This is a genomic window from Streptomyces cadmiisoli (assembly GCF_003261055.1).
Classification (GTDB): Bacteria; Actinomycetota; Actinomycetes; order Streptomycetales; family Streptomycetaceae; genus Streptomyces; species Streptomyces cadmiisoli.
In genome coordinates this window covers 4,071,391-4,084,712 of record NZ_CP030073.1, presented here as the reverse complement: position 1 = coordinate 4,084,712, position 13,322 = coordinate 4,071,391, and the positions used below count along the sequence as shown (strand labels likewise).

16 protein-coding genes are annotated in these 13,322 nt (G+C 71.1%); 10 read left to right on the top strand and 6 right to left on the bottom strand.

The genetic code is table 11. From position 1 onward, the window contains the following. The first annotated feature begins 56 nt into the window (after positions 1–56). The 4 genes from DN051_RS17455 to DN051_RS17440 are packed head-to-tail and all read left to right on the top strand — an operon-like array spanning position 57 to position 1,704. A complete protein-coding gene (locus DN051_RS17455; protein ID WP_053760511.1) occupies positions 57–308 on the top strand; it encodes a hypothetical protein in 252 nt (83 codons plus the stop codon). 27 nt (positions 309–335) lie between these two features. After that, complete coding sequence (locus DN051_RS17450; RefSeq protein WP_053760512.1) at positions 336–797, top strand: TadE family protein; 462 nt, start codon at positions 336–338, stop codon at positions 795–797. Positions 798–799: 2 nt separating this feature from the next. Beyond that, on the top strand, positions 800–1,246 hold the full coding sequence (locus tag DN051_RS17445; protein ID WP_053760513.1) for a TadE/TadG family type IV pilus assembly protein: 447 nt from the start codon (positions 800–802) through the stop codon (positions 1,244–1,246). Continuing rightward, the gene (locus DN051_RS17440) at positions 1,243–1,704 is read left to right on the top strand and encodes a pilus assembly protein TadG-related protein (RefSeq protein ID WP_053760514.1); all 462 of its coding nucleotides are present in this window, start codon (positions 1,243–1,245) and stop codon (positions 1,702–1,704) included. Before DN051_RS17445 ends, DN051_RS17440 begins: the two co-directional genes overlap by 4 nt. 18 nt (positions 1,705–1,722) lie before the next feature. Here the strand turns inward: DN051_RS17440 and DN051_RS17435 are convergent, their stop codons facing one another. Genes DN051_RS17435 through DN051_RS17410 form a run of 6 tightly spaced genes read right to left on the bottom strand, consistent with a single transcriptional unit; the run spans position 1,723 to position 5,777 of the window. Continuing rightward, a complete protein-coding gene (locus DN051_RS17435; protein WP_112439037.1) occupies positions 1,723–2,052 on the bottom strand; it encodes a hypothetical protein in 330 nt (109 codons plus the stop codon). 19 nt (positions 2,053–2,071) lie between these two features. Beyond that, positions 2,072–2,677 carry a hypothetical protein gene (locus tag DN051_RS17430; protein ID WP_112442320.1) on the bottom strand — a complete coding sequence of 202 codons (606 nt, stop codon included), beginning with the start codon at positions 2,675–2,677 and terminating at the stop codon, positions 2,072–2,074. A 22-nt stretch (positions 2,678–2,699) separates the two neighbouring features. Then, positions 2,700–3,095, bottom strand: a complete 396-nt coding sequence (locus DN051_RS46525) for a hypothetical protein (protein ID WP_246041054.1) — start codon at positions 3,093–3,095, stop codon at positions 2,700–2,702. 23 nt (positions 3,096–3,118) lie between these two features. Continuing rightward, positions 3,119–4,699, bottom strand: a complete 1,581-nt coding sequence (locus tag DN051_RS17420; RefSeq protein ID WP_112439036.1) for a putative T7SS-secreted protein — start codon at positions 4,697–4,699, stop codon at positions 3,119–3,121. 23 nt (positions 4,700–4,722) lie between these two features. After that, complete coding sequence (locus DN051_RS17415) at positions 4,723–4,917, bottom strand: DUF397 domain-containing protein (protein ID WP_079001211.1); 195 nt, start codon at positions 4,915–4,917, stop codon at positions 4,723–4,725. Positions 4,918–4,925: 8 nt separating this feature from the next. Further along, positions 4,926–5,777 (bottom strand): helix-turn-helix domain-containing protein, encoded by an 852-nt coding sequence (locus DN051_RS17410; protein ID WP_112439035.1) that lies wholly within the window; start codon positions 5,775–5,777, stop codon positions 4,926–4,928. 220 nt (positions 5,778–5,997) lie between these two features. On the opposite strand from DN051_RS17410, the gene DN051_RS17405 reads away from it, so the two are divergent. The 6 genes from DN051_RS17405 (at position 5,998) to DN051_RS17380 (ending at position 13,316) form a co-directional block, all read left to right on the top strand. Then, a complete protein-coding gene (locus DN051_RS17405; protein ID WP_112439034.1) occupies positions 5,998–6,417 on the top strand; it encodes an ATP-binding protein in 420 nt (139 codons plus the stop codon). A gap of 285 nt (positions 6,418–6,702) precedes the next feature. Then, on the top strand, positions 6,703–9,678 hold the full coding sequence (locus DN051_RS17400) for a BTAD domain-containing putative transcriptional regulator (RefSeq protein ID WP_112439033.1): 2,976 nt from the start codon (positions 6,703–6,705) through the stop codon (positions 9,676–9,678). Continuing rightward, complete coding sequence (locus tag DN051_RS17395; RefSeq protein WP_053760521.1) at positions 9,675–10,418, top strand: prepilin peptidase; 744 nt, start codon at positions 9,675–9,677, stop codon at positions 10,416–10,418. The genes DN051_RS17400 and DN051_RS17395 overlap by 4 nt, the downstream gene beginning before the upstream one ends. A 72-nt stretch (positions 10,419–10,490) precedes the next feature. Beyond that, entirely contained in the window at positions 10,491–11,690 is a 1,200-nt protein-coding gene (gene mqnC / locus DN051_RS17390; protein WP_053760522.1) for a cyclic dehypoxanthinyl futalosine synthase, read from the top strand. A 1-nt stretch (position 11,691) separates the two neighbouring features. Beyond that, a complete protein-coding gene (locus tag DN051_RS17385; protein WP_112439032.1) occupies positions 11,692–12,294 on the top strand; it encodes an imidazolonepropionase-like domain-containing protein in 603 nt (200 codons plus the stop codon). A gap of 326 nt (positions 12,295–12,620) precedes the next feature. Continuing rightward, positions 12,621–13,316, top strand: coding sequence for a demethylmenaquinone methyltransferase (locus DN051_RS17380; protein ID WP_112439031.1), 696 nt, complete (start codon positions 12,621–12,623; stop codon positions 13,314–13,316). Positions 13,317–13,322 lie beyond the last annotated feature (6 nt).

Genomic DNA, 13,322 nt, shown 5'->3' with positions numbered 1-13,322 from the left:
CAGGTCCGAAGCCCGGACACCAGCCACCACTTCGTATTGCGAGAGGACAACTCACCATGAACGGACGGAACGTCAGCACCGGGATCCCGGCCGTGGACTTCCTGGTCACCTTCCTGCGGGCCCGCGTCGAGCGCGCCCGCTCCGGCGAGCTGGACCGCGGCGCGTCCGCGGTCGAGTGGGTCATCATCTCCGCGGTCGTCGTCGCGATCGTCGGCGTGGTGGCCGCGATCATCAACGCCGCGCTGAGCGAGGGCGCCAACAAGGTCGGCGACTGCATCAAGGGCGCGGACGCCGGCAAGACCTGCTGAGCCTGACGTACGACGGGGTGGACGGGGTTGCTGGTGCGCGTAGGCAGATGGGTGCGCCGCAGGGTGGGGACCGCACGTGAGGCGGCGGCCGCCCGCGGCGACTCCGGCATGACCGCGATCGAGTTCGTGCTGCTCACCCCGGTCCTGTTCTTCATGATCTTCGCGACGGTCCAGTTCGCGCTGTACTTCTTCGCCGACCATGTCGCCCAGGCGGCGGCCCAGGCCGGGGCCCGCACGGCACGCGCCACGGCGGACGAACAGCCCGGCGGCTGGCGCGGTGAGGCACGGGACGTCGTCGACAGCTACATCGCACAGCTCGGCCCGCAACTGGTCCTGTCGCCCGATGTGACCATGCTCCAGCCGGAGGCGAACACGGTGGGTGTGGAGATCACGGCCCGGGTTCCGGCGGTGTTCCCGGGGCTGGATCTGACGGTCCACGCGCAGTCGGTGGGACCGGTGGAGAGGTTCGTGCCGGAGGAGGGCAACTGACCATGGCCCGTGCCCTGGCACGTCTCCGTTCCGGTGCCCGGTCCCGGATGCGCGACCGCGAGGACCGGGGTCTGTCGACGGTCGAGGTGGTGATCCTCGCCCCGGTGATGATCCTGTTCATCCTCGTCCTGGTCGCCTTCGGGCAGCTGGTCGACGGGCGGGGCGCGATCGACGGCGCGGCCCGGGACGCGGCCCGCGCGGGCTCCATCCAGAAGGACCACGCGACGGCGATGGCCGAAGCCCGCAAGGCGGCGGAGGCGAACCTGGCGGACATCTGCGCGGGCCCCGTGTCGGTCCGGCAGACCAGTGCCGGTTTCGCGCCCGACACCATCTTCACGGTCGAGGTGAGCTGCGAGGTGCGCGGGCTGGCGATGCTGGGCCTGGACATCCCCACGACGCTGTCGGCCAGCTTCAGCTCGCCGCTGGACCCGTTCCGGAGGTCGGCGTGAAGGACGTCGTACGCGCCTGGTGGGCCTGCCGCCGGGCGGCCCTGAGCGACCGCGGCTCCGGTGCCGGCGCGGTCATCATCTTCGCCCTGGTCTTCCTGTCGCTGTCCGCGTTCGTCATCGACGGCGGCCTGTCCATCTCCAAGCGGGAGCGGGCGGCCGACATCGCGGAGCAGGCCGCCCGGTACGCGGCCCAGGACATCGACCTCGAAGCCCTCTACGACGACGAGGGCGGCCCGGCGCCGATCAACTACGAGAACTGCGACGCCCGGGTGAAGAACTTCGCCCGCGAGATGGACATGACCGGCGCCGACATCGCGGCGAGCCACTGTGTGGCGGCCGACGGCGATCAGGTGGAGGTCGAGATCCAGCTGACGTACTCGCCGGTGTTCACCGGGATGTTCTACGGCGGTGACGTGACCGTCCGCGGACAGGCGGTGGCGGAGAACCAGGTCGGCTGACCCGGCCGCCGGGCGGTGTCAGGTGCCGCCGCCCTTCTTCTCCTCCGTCCGCACTCCCTCGCGGGCCTGTTTGGCGAGGTCCACGTCGAGTTTGCGGAACTCATGGACGACGGCGTCGGACATCTCGGCGAGGGCGTCGAGCTGCTGCGTGATGTCCTCCCGCCCGTCCTCCCAGTTCGACTCGAAGTCGTCGAGGGCGTTGTTGACGCTGCCGTGCGCGATGTCGTCGCGGTAGCTCTCGAAGAGCCTCTTGGTGTGATCGAGCCGCGTCTTGATGGAGCGCAGCCGGCCGCCGTAGCCCTCCAGCTCGCTGAGCGGGAGCGCGAGGTCGCTCTTGCCTTTGCCCATGTCCGGGTCCCCCTGGAAGTCAGATGAAGCGGAACGTGCTCGTCACGGCGTCGAAGATGTCGTGGAACGCGTCGGCCAGGTCCAGTACGGGACTGGCTCCGGAGACGAGGACGACCTGGTCGGTGGCACCGGGGACGGGGATGTACGTCTGGGTCAGCACCATGCGCACGGTGCGTGTGTCGCCCCGCGCGACGGGGATGTCCTCGACGCCGAAGGTGCGGGCGGCCGGGCCGACGTCGGGGAGGTCGAGCGTGTCGACCTTCCGCCATGCGTCGCCCTCCCGGCGGGGTGTGATCGTCCGGAGGCTGTCCGCGATGGCCCGGGGGTCGGTGGAGAGGGCGGCGCCCTGCCGGTTGCGGGTACCGAGGACGGAGACGGTGACGGTCGCGGACAGGGGTACGCCGTCGAAGTTCTCGGCCATGCAGGCGAGGTGGACGGCGCCGGAGTCGTGGGCCTCCTTGGCCATCCTGCGGAGCATGGCGGTCAGGTCGGAGCGGTAGGGGGCGAGTTCGGGGACGTCCCGCACGCGACCGTCGACGATGTCCCGGACGGCGGAGTCCCGGGTTTCCGGGCGGATATCGAACTCCCACCAGGATTCCGGTACCGCCAGTGAGAAACTGTGCAACAAGGCCGTAAACTCCGTCTGGCTAGTTCATTTTGATGCCGAGGTCCTCTGATGCGATTTCGATCAGTCTGCGCTCGGGTACTTCAGGGGCCACATGATTCAGCGCACGGACGTGCGCGAGGAAATCGGCAGGCAGGGCCACGTGATACTTGGTGACATAATGGGCGAGATCTTCTCGCCAGATCCATTCCCCGTCCGTGTACAGCGAACCGGCACCTGTCAGAGTGGGGCCCTCGGGATTCAGGACATCGGGCTCGGCGCCCATCTCGCTCCAGATTCCCGTGCCCTTTCTCAGATATGCCACGATGCTGTCCTCATCGGGTTCGCGCGGTGCGCCGACGGCATCCCGGATCGAGCCGTCGACCGGTAGCCCCCATCCCGGAGAAAGCTCGGAGAAGAACCCCGCCGGACGAATCATCGACACTCCTTCAGTGGGCCGTTTCAGACCATGGGCAGGAAGGTGAGCCAGACGCCACCGTCCTTGATGTGGGGCGTGAAGGGGCCTTCTCCGAAGCTGGGGACACCCACCGCGTCGGTCGGCGCCTTGACCGGTACTCCCAGAGAGTTGGCCATCTCCTGGATCACGTGAGGCTGAGCGGCCCCTGAATGACAGGTAAGCATTCTGATGGGCTCGCCGTTGTATCCCGGAATCCGGTTTATTGTATCAAGGACATGGTTGGGATTGATGTCGTGGCCACCCGCCCTCGCGCCTGCACGGTTGGCCTCGCCGGCGACCATTCGACCGTCTCTCGTGCCGTGAATGATGACGTCCTGATATCCGGGCAGCCGCTGCGCGACATCGAAGTTCCTGAGGGTCGCAGGGTCGTAGCCGATCGCCGTGGCGCCGTCCTTGTGATAGATCGGAATGTCCGAGGGGAGTGCGTCATCGAAGGCTCTGCCGGGCGGTCCGACACGCAGCGAGTCGGCTTTCCACCAGCCGCTCTTCCCCATCATGCTGAAAGTGGAGAAACGGACGTTCTGCAGGGACCGGACACTGTTCGCCATGTTCTTCAGGCCGCCGCCGATCCCGCCCATGAATCCGGCGCCGAGGGCCTTGAGGCCGCCCGCTTTCCACAGCATTCCCAGTTTGGCGAGGCTCGTGATCCCCTTGGTCGCGGGTATGCAGTCGAGCGCCGCCCAGAGGAGATCTCCCCAACCCGCCTGGCCCTTCAGCACTTTTCGTATCGTGTCGGCGAGGACGACCAGCGCCGCCGCGAAGACGAGCCAGCCCAGCGGGCCGCCGACGATCAGCACGATGATGCCGACGATGGTCACGACCCATTTGCAGACCATGACGATCTCGTCCCAGTGGTCGGTGACCCAGTCGCCCACCTCCTCCCACCAGTGCCGGTTGGGGATGCCGGCGTCGGAGGCCTCCTGGAGCTTCGTGACCGTGCGGCGGGCCGCCTCCTCGCGCACGGACCTTGCCTGCGCGGCGAGTTTCCTGGCCGCCTCCAAGGCGTTCTGCGCGCTCTCGACGTTCCTCTGGGCCGCCGCCCGGCGGGCCTCGGCGTGCTGGGCGTTGCGGGTGGCGCGGCGGACCTCGGCCTCGTCCGGTACGGGGACGCCCTTGCCACCGTTCCTCGCCGGATCATAGGAGTCGGCCTTCTCCGTCGCCGTCCGCACCCCGTCAGCGGCTGCCGACAGCGCGGACTGCGCGGTGGTCAGTTCCTCACGCGCTTTCCGGCCGTCGCGCAGGGCCCGGTCCGCCTTCTCCTGTGCGTCCTGGAGGTCCGGCCAGAACGAGGCGAGAGCGTCGCCCGCGAGGTCGTAGGACTTCTTCAGCTTCCGCAGCTTCTTGGGCGCGTCCGCGAACTCCTCGGCGAACACGGCGGCCGTCTTGCCGGCCCAGGAGAGGATCTCGTCCTCCTTCGCCAGCCCTTTGAGATCGCGCAGCGCGTCGGCCACGTCGTCGGCGAAGTCGTGCAGAACCCCGGCGAGTCTGCGGACACGCTGCGGATCACCGGGGGTCGGATCCCTGTCCAGGTCGAGCACATGCCAGTCCGTCGGCCTGTGGGACACGCGGTACCCCCGTACGTACGTTCCTATCGAGCGTCGGCCTTGAGGCTACCGAGGAACGCGGTGAAGGTTTCGGTGGGGAAGGTGAGGGTGCCGTGGGTGGGGCGTTTGGAGTCGCGGACGGCTGTGCGGGTGGGGAGTTGGGCGACTTCGACGCAGTTGTTTCCGTCTCCACCACCGGAATAGGAGGACGTTCGCCATATGGCGGGGGTGGTTGTCATGGTGCGCCTCACAGCTCCCTGGTCAAGCGGTGGATGAAGTCACGCGACGGCTTTGCATCGAGTGACGCAGCCTCCACCTTACGGAAAAGCGTTCGAAACGCACCGAGTTGCGCCTCGGAGTCGATGAGGGCCGTGCCGTGGGGCGCGTCCCGGACGGCGGTGTCCAGCTTCGGTACTCCGCCGCCCGCGTACATCAGGGCGCACCAGGCTCCGGCGAAGTCGTCGAGGTGGAAGGGGATCACGCGCACGGTGATGTGGTCGGCCTCGGAAAGTTCCAGGATGTGCGTGAGCTGATCGTGTGCTGCGGCCCGGCCGCCGACGCGGATACGCAGTGCGGCCTCGTGGATCACCGCTTCGTACGGGATCGGGGCGGGGCCCTGGATTGCGGACTTCCGACGCAGCCGATGCTGGACGCGTAGTTCGAGGTCCGGGTGCGGGAGTTCGGGCACGCGGTACGAGAAGACGCCGCGAGCGTACTGCTCGGTCTGGAGCAGGCCGGGGATGTTCAGCATCTCGACGTCGAGGCGGTGCGTGGCGTGGTGCTCCAGCTCGGCGATGTCCAGGAACGGTGTCGGCAGTTGGCCTCGGTACTCCTCCCACCATCCACGGGTTCGATCCGTCGCCATGACCGCCAGGGCGGTGATCAAATCGGGATCGGTGCACGCATAGTGGGCGGCGAGTTGCCGCACGCGTGCCTCGCTCACGCCCGCGAAACCAGACTCGATCTGACTCATCTGGGCCGAGTCCGTACCGAGCAGGGTGGCTGCCTCCCGTGCCTTGAGCCCGGCGGCCTCGCGCAGTTTGCGCAGTTCGGCGCCCAGACGAACTTGGCGAGCGGTGGGCTGCTGCCTGCGCGTCATCGCGTCCTCCTCACCCCAACTGCCATTGCGGCAGCTACTCGTTCGGGCGGCAGACTATTCCAATGCGTTGCGGCGGCACAATTTTGTGCCCTACCGTCGGTGACGCGACGCACACGCTGCGATACGCCGGGATTCCGGAAGCGCACCACTCCGTCCTGCCACGACGGCTGCGGCACTGCCACCGCCCGCCCATTCCCCCTGCCTCGTGAGGAGTTCACCCATGTCCGAGTGCGACATCGACACCGCCCCCTGGGAGTACACCCTCCACATCCCGCACGACCCCCGATCCGTCACCGTCTGCCGCCGGACCCTTCGGGTGATCCTCACCATGCACGGCCTGATCCGGCTCTGCGACACCGCCGAGTTGCTCGCCACGGAACTGGTCGCCAATGCCGTGCTCCATACGAAAGGACCCGCGGCCCTGCGGGTGGGCTGGGCGGCGGGGGTGTTACGGATCGGCGCGTGGGACGCGGACCCCGCGCCGCCGGACCCGCCGGCGTCGCTGGACGCGCTGACCGACGCCGAGGGGGGACGCGGTCTGGGCCTTGTCCGCGCCTGCGCCGACCTATGGGGCTGGCAGCCGTCGGCCAGGGAGGGCAATCGCGGCAAGTACGTGTGGTGCGACCTGGCCGCGGCGTAGCGCGTTGATCACGCCGTCGCACGCAGGGGGAACGCCGTGAAGATCCTGCGAAGGCCCCGCATCGGCGTCGTAGCGGGTCGGGCGGCAGGTCCGGCTTAGCGGGCACAGGGTGGGAAATCGGGTGCGGGCGTGGGGGTCTTGGGGGATTTCGGCCTTCTGCGGTGTCAGTCGTTGTCCATAAGATCTCATTGGCTCTCATGGGATCTGATGAGGTTCTACGGATCTCTGTAGGCTCACCGGACTCCGTACCCGGCTCCCCGCTCACACGACCTCAGGACACCCGCCATGCCGCGACGCCGTACTCCAAGCTCGACGGGAAGCTCATCGGCGAACCCGCCGGGTCCGAGGAACCGGACCCCGCAGCCCGTGCGGGTGCGGCGGCGTACGTTCGGGGACGTCGTGAAGGCGTTCCTCGCCCTGGTCGCCCTCGTCGGACTCCTCGTCGGTGTGCCGTTCGCGCTCGCGTCACAGGTCGGGTGGCCGCTGCCGAGCGAGGCGCCGAGCCTGGCCTGGCTGGAGCAGGAGATCACCGTCGGGACCTTCCTCGACATCCTCGCCTTCGTCGTCTGGCTGGCCTGGGCCCAGTTCACCGCCTGCGTGCTCGTCGAGGTGAAGGCCGCGCTGTCCGGCGTCGGCGTCCCGGGCCGGGTGCCCGGCGCAGGGCCGAGCCAGCTGCTGGCCCGGCAACTCGTCGCCGCGCTGCTGCTCGTCGGCGCCACCGCGGCCAGTTTCACCCCGGGCCTGTCCCAGCTCGGGCAGAGCCTGGAGGGGAACCGGTCGGGCACCGTCGCCGCCGCCCAGCAGACGCCGGGGCTGTTCGCCCAGCAGCAGGAGCAGGCGGCGCACACCGCCGCCGCCCTCGCCGAGCAGGCGTCGAACGTCGCCGCGCAGGCCGACGACGGCAGCGCGGCCGAGCGGGGCGACACGAAGTACTACCGGATCCAGCCGCCCGAGGGGCGCCACCACGACTCCCTCTGGGAGGTCGCCGAACGGCACCTGGGCGACGGACGCCGGTACAAGGAGATCTTCGAGCTCAACAAGGACCGTGTGCAGCCCGACGGTTCGCGGCTGTCCGAGGCCAGCCTGATCCGGCCCGGCTGGATCATGGAGATGCCCGGCGACGCGGTCGGCGGCGAACTGGTCGAGCTGCCCGACGAGGCGCCGGACGTCTCGCCCGACGTGCAGCAGCAGATCAACGAGTACGCCGGGACCGGGGACCGGGCGCAGGGCGGCGGACAGCAGGGCGGCGGACAGCAGGACGCCGGTTCCTCCCACGTGTCCGTGCCCGAGCAGCCGCCCGCCGCCGACCGGCCCGCGACGCACCAGGAGCGGCCCGAGCAGCACGCCGCCGCCCCGGCCGCCGAGTCCGGCCGTCCCTTCGGTCTGCCCGAGGCCCTCCTCGGCGCCCCCCTCCTCGCCGCCGGCCTCCTCGGCGCCCTCGGGCACCGGCGCCGGCAGGCCCTGTGGCAGTCCGCGATCGGAGCCGTCGGCGGCCGGCGCGGCATGGAACCGCCCACGCCGACCGGTGACGCCCTGGACGTGCAGGACGCGCTGCTCGTGGGCGCCGACCCCGAGGGCGTACGCCTGCTGGACCTGTCGCTGCGCGGGCTCGCCGCGTCGCTGGCCGCCGAGTCCAGGCCGCTGCCGACCGTGTACGCGGCCTGGCTGAGCAACGGCGACCTGCACCTCCAGCTCGCGCAGCCGGCCGGCAAGCCGCCGGCGCCCTGGCAGCTCGGGCAGGACCAGACGTTCTGGCTGCTGGCCAGGAGCGACACCGAGCGGTACGAGGACGTCGACACGGCCGCCCCCTACCCCGGCCTCGTCAGCCTCGGCACCATGGACGACTCCCGTCTGCTGCTCAACCTGGAGGCCGTGCCCGGCATCGTCTCCCTGAGCGGCCGCGAGGCCGACCGGGCCGCCGTCTTCGCGTCGGTCGCGGCCGAACTGGCCACCAACGGCTGGTCGGACCGCATGACGATCACCCTCGTCGGCTTCGGCGAGGACCTGACGCCGCTCGCGCCCAACCGGCTCCGCCACCTCGACGGCATCGACGACCTGATCGAGGCGATGGAGGCCGAGACCCGGCAGCGGCGCGGCGCGCTGGGCGCCGCCGGACACGACAGTGTCCTCACCGGCCGCACGGGCCCCGCCCAGCACACCCGCTGGGCCCCGCACCTGGTGCTGCTCGCCACCGAACCGTCCGCCGACGAAGCGGTCCGGCTCGCCGAACTCGCCGCCGACGCCGGCCGTCTCGGCATCGGCTACCTGGTCGGCACCGACAGCGCCGAACTGCCCGGCGCCGCCTGGGAGATGGAGATCACCGCGGCCGGCAAGCTGGTCGCCCCGCTCCTCGGTCTCGAACTCGACGCGCAGTCGCTGCCGCCGGCGCAGCAGCGCGCCGTCGTCGAGCTGTTCGTCGACGCCGACCCCGAGCGCGGTCCCGACGGGCCGGGCACCGCCCCGCCGTTCCTCGTCGACGTCAGCGAGCAGGGCCGGCCCGCGGTGTACGCGCGGCTGGTGGGGTCGTACGAGATCATCGGCCTGGAGACCCCGGACGGCGAGCGCAGCGCCCTGCTGCACGAGGCGCTCGCGCTGCTGCTGCTGCACCGGGAGGGCGTGCACCCCCGGGTGCTGGCCTCCGCGCTGTGGCCGCGCGGCGTCACCGACGACGTGCGGGAAGCGCTGCTGGAGCGGTTGCGCGACTGGCTCGGCGCCGACCCGGACGGCAGCTCCCGGCTGCGCACCGACGCCACCGGGCGGCTCACGCTCGCCAAGTCGGTCGTCTCCGACCTGGACGTCCTGCGCTCGCTCTACCACGAGGCCACGCAGGGCAAGGGCGTCGACAACCGCGCCGTACGCGGGCGGCTGCTGACGGACGCGCTGGTGCTGGTGCGCGGCCCGCTGCTGGCCGACCGGCCCGAGGACCGCTACCGCTGGCTCACCCACGAGATCATCGACGCCCAACTCCCGCTGCTGGTGGCGGACATCGGGCTCGCGCTGTCCGCGTTCCACCTGGAGAAGGACCGCGCGGAAAAGGCCATCGAAGCGCTCGACGCTTCGCTGCGCACGGCCCCCGCCGACGAGCGGCTGTGGCACGAGCTGCTGCGCGCCACGCACAGCACCGATGACACCGCCCGGCTCCGGGCGCTCGCCGCGGACCTGCTCGACCGCAGTGGCGCCCGCGGACTGCCGCCGCGCACCGAGGCCCTGCTCGACGAGCTGCTGCCGGCCTGGCGCGACGGCGTGGCCGCGGCGGGATGAGCGCGGCGCTGCTGATCACGGCCGCCGCGCTCTGGGGTGCCGCGGCGGGCGCGCTGCTGCCGCGGGCCGCGTACCGCCTGTCCGTGCCGTCCGAGGAGGACTGGCGGGAGCGATGCCCCGGCGGGCACCCGATCCGCGGCTGGCTCGGGCGGGCCCGGTGCGCGCGGTGCCCGGCCGACACCGCGTCGTACGGCCCCGGCGGTGCGCTCCTCGGCAGCGCGCTCCTCGCGGCGGTGACCGCCGTGCTGTGCGGCGCCCTCGCCGCCGTCACCGGCGCCCGGCCCGAACTCGGCGTGTGGCTGGCGGCCGTGCCGGTCGGGGTGCTGCTCGCGGTCGTCGACCTGAGGGTGCGCCGGCTGCCCGACGTGCTCACCCTGCCGCTCGGGGCGGCCGTCGTGCTGCTGCTGGGCGTGGCCGCGCTGTTGCCGGGGCACGCGGGCGACTGGCCGACCGCCCTGCTCGCCGCCCTCGCGCTGGGCACCGGCTACTTCGTGCTGTTCCTCGTCAACCCGGCCGGCATGGGCTTCGGCGATGTGAAGCTGGCGCTCGCCGCGGGCGCCGCCCTCGGCTGGTACGGCTGGTCCGGCGTGCTGTTCGGCACCTTCGCCGGGTTCCTGCTGGGCGCGCTGTACGGCGGCGCCCTCGTCGTCGTGCGGAAGGCCGGGCGCAAGACGGCGATTCCGTTCGGGCCGTTCCTGCTCGCCGGGGCCTGGGCCGGGCTGCTCGTCGGCGCGGCCTGACCGCGGCGGCGCGGATCGGCTGGCGTAGGCTGGCTCAGTCCGTCCACAACCCTTGACGAAAGGGACGCTCCGGTGACCGAGAAGGCCGACCTCCAGTCCGTTCTCGACCGTGCCGCCGCGGGTGGGCGGATCTCCCCCGAGGAAGCGCTCGACCTCTACCGTGACGCGCCCCTGCACGCGCTGGGTTCCGCCGCCGACGCCGCCCGCCGGCTCCGGTACGCCGGTGTGGAGCACATCGCGACGTACATCATCGAGCGGAACATCAACTACACCAACGTGTGTGTCACGGCGTGCAAGTTCTGCGCGTTCTACGCCCCGCCGAAGGACCGGGCGAAGGGCTGGACGCGCGACCTGGACGACATCCTGCGCCGCTGCGCGGAGACCGTCGAGCTGGGCGGCACGCAGATCATGTTCCAGGGCGGCCACCACCCGGACTACGGCGTCGAGTACTACGAGCAGCACTTCTCGGCGATCAAGAAGGACTTCCCGCAGCTCGTCATCCACAGCCTGGGGGCGAGCGAGGTCGAGCACATGGCGCGGATCAGCAAGGTGTCCGTGGAGGAGGCCATCGGCCGGATCCACGCCGCCGGGCTGGACTCCTTCGCCGGCGCCGGCGCCGAGCTGCTGCCCGAGCGGCCCCGCAAGGCCATCGCCCCGCTCAAGGAGAGCGGCGAGCGCTGGCTGGAGATCATGGAGACCGCGCACGGCCTCGGCGTCGAGTCGACGTCCACCATGCTGATGGGCACCGGCGAGACCAACGCCGAGCGGATCGAGCACCTGCGGATGATCCGTGACGTGCAGGACCGCACGGGCGGCTTCCGCGCCTTCATCCCGTACCTGTACCAGCCGCAGAACAACCATCTGAAGGGCCGCACGCAGGCCACCATCTTCGAGTACCTGCGGATGATCGCGGTCGCCCGCCTCTTCTTCGACAACGTGGCGCACATCCAGGGCTCCTGGCTGACCACCGGCAAGGACGCCGGCCAGCTCACCCTGCACTACGGCGCGGACGACCTCGGCTCGATCATGCTGGAGGAGAACGTCGTCTCGGCGGCCGGCGCCAAGCACCGCTCCAACCTGCTGGAAATGATCGAGATGATCCGTACGGCGGGCCGGGTGCCGGCCCAGCGCTCCACCACGTACGAGCACCTCGTCGTCCACGACGACCCGGCGAACGACCCCGTCGACGACCGGGTGATGTCGCACATCTCGTCCACCGCGATCGAGGGCGGCACGGCTCACCCCGAGCTGAAGCTGCTCAGCGCCAACTGAGTTGCTGACGATTCACGCGGACGCCAGGGGCGATGCCCTCGCCGTCCGGGGCGAGTGGATCGCCGCCGCCGGGCCGCTGACGGAACTGGTCGAGGCGCATCCCGGGGCGCGGGTGCGACAGTGGCCCGGCATCCTCACCCCGGGCCTGGTCAACGCGTACGGGCCCGAGCTGCTGGAGGGGGCCTACCATCCGGACCCGCGCGAGGCCGACGCGCTCGGCACGGCACCGCTGACCGGCGCCGCGCTCGCCGGGCTCCCCATGGACGAGGCCCGCTGGGGGGCCAGCGCGCGGCGCGGCATACAGCGCATGCTCGCGCACGGCACGGTCGCGGTGGCGGGCGAGCTGACCCGTCGCACCGTGCTGGCGGCGGTGCGCCGCTCCGGGATCGGCGTGGTGGGCAGGATCGGCGCACCTGGCGGTGTGCCTGCCCTCGATCCCTTCGCGGCCGGCGAACCGGCCGACTTCGCACCCGTCCGCCAGAGCGGTTCGGCCGCGCGGTTCGCGGTGTTCGACGTACGGGACGAGGCGGAACTGGCCGAACGCGGCGCAAAAACCTGCGTGGCGACGATCGTGGCCGGCCGCCTGGTACACAGACGACGCTAGACACCGCCAGGCGCGACGCCGGATGCAGCCGAGGGTGGGCGCAACGCTGTCAGGGGCGCGGGGAACGGCGCGACCGGAGGGCGTGACGCCGTCAAGGGCGCGGCCGAGGGTGGGCGCAACGCTGTCAGGGGCGCGGGGAACGGCGCGACCGGCCACGGACGTCCCGCAGCCGAAACTCATCCGCACCCCCCCCCGCACCCCGCACCCCTCCGCACCCCGCAGACGCCTCCTGGAACCCCGCGGAGCGAAACCCCCGCGGAGCGAAACCCCCGCGGCAGGACGGAGCCGCACCTCCCGCCACACGGGCGTACTGCAAGAATGACCCCGTGACCCGCGCTTCCCTGAACAAGCAGCCGCACGAAGTCGCCTCGATGTTCGACGACGTCGCGGAACGGTACGACCTGACCAACGACGTACTGTCGCTAGGCCAGGACCGGGTGTGGCGCAAGGAGGTCGCCAGGGCCGTCGACGCCCGGCCCGCGCAGAGAATCCTGGACCTGGCCGCCGGCACGGCCACCTCCTCGCTGCCCTTCGCCCGCACGGGCGCCTACGTCGTCCCCTGCGACTTCTCCCTCGGCATGCTCCAGGTCGGCAAGCGCAAGCACCCCTGGCTGCCGCTGACGGCCGGCGACGCGACCCGGCTGCCCTTCGGGGACGACGTCTTCGACGCCGTCACCATCTCCTTCGGGCTGCGCAACGTGCAGGACACGGACGCGGCGCTGCGCGAGATGTACCGGGTGACCAAGCCGGGCGGCCGCGTGGTGATCTGCGAGTTCTCGCATCCGACCTGGGCGCCGTTCCGGACCGTCTACACCGAGTACCTGATGCGGGCGCTCCCGCCGGTCGCGCGGACGGTGTCGTCGAACCCCGACGCCTACGTCTACCTCGCCGAGTCCATCCGCGCCTGGCCCGACCAGCCCGCGCTGGCCGAGCGGCTGGGCAAGGCCGGCTGGTCGAAGGTCGCCTGGCGGAACCTGACCGGCGGAGTGGTCGCCCTGCACCGGGGCTTCAAGGAGAGCTGAGCCCGG

Coding starts and splice junctions, on each gene's coding strand:
- DN051_RS17455 (WP_053760511.1), top strand. CDS start 57: ATGAACGGACGGAACGTCAGCACCGGGATCCCGGCCGTGGACTTCCTG.
- DN051_RS17445 (WP_053760513.1), top strand. CDS start 800: ATGGCCCGTGCCCTGGCACGTCTCCGTTCCGGTGCCCGGTCCCGGATG.
- DN051_RS17435 (WP_112439037.1), bottom strand. CDS start 2,052: ATGGGCAAAGGCAAGAGCGACCTCGCGCTCCCGCTCAGCGAGCTGGAG.
- DN051_RS46525 (WP_246041054.1), bottom strand. CDS start 3,095: ATGATTCGTCCGGCGGGGTTCTTCTCCGAGCTTTCTCCGGGATGGGGG.
- DN051_RS17415 (WP_079001211.1), bottom strand. CDS start 4,917: ATGACAACCACCCCCGCCATATGGCGAACGTCCTCCTATTCCGGTGGT.
- DN051_RS17410 (WP_112439035.1), bottom strand. CDS start 5,777: ATGACGCGCAGGCAGCAGCCCACCGCTCGCCAAGTTCGTCTGGGCGCC.
- DN051_RS17405 (WP_112439034.1), top strand. CDS start 5,998: ATGTCCGAGTGCGACATCGACACCGCCCCCTGGGAGTACACCCTCCAC.
- DN051_RS17400 (WP_112439033.1), top strand. CDS start 6,703: ATGCCGCGACGCCGTACTCCAAGCTCGACGGGAAGCTCATCGGCGAAC.
- DN051_RS17395 (WP_053760521.1), top strand. CDS start 9,675: ATGAGCGCGGCGCTGCTGATCACGGCCGCCGCGCTCTGGGGTGCCGCG.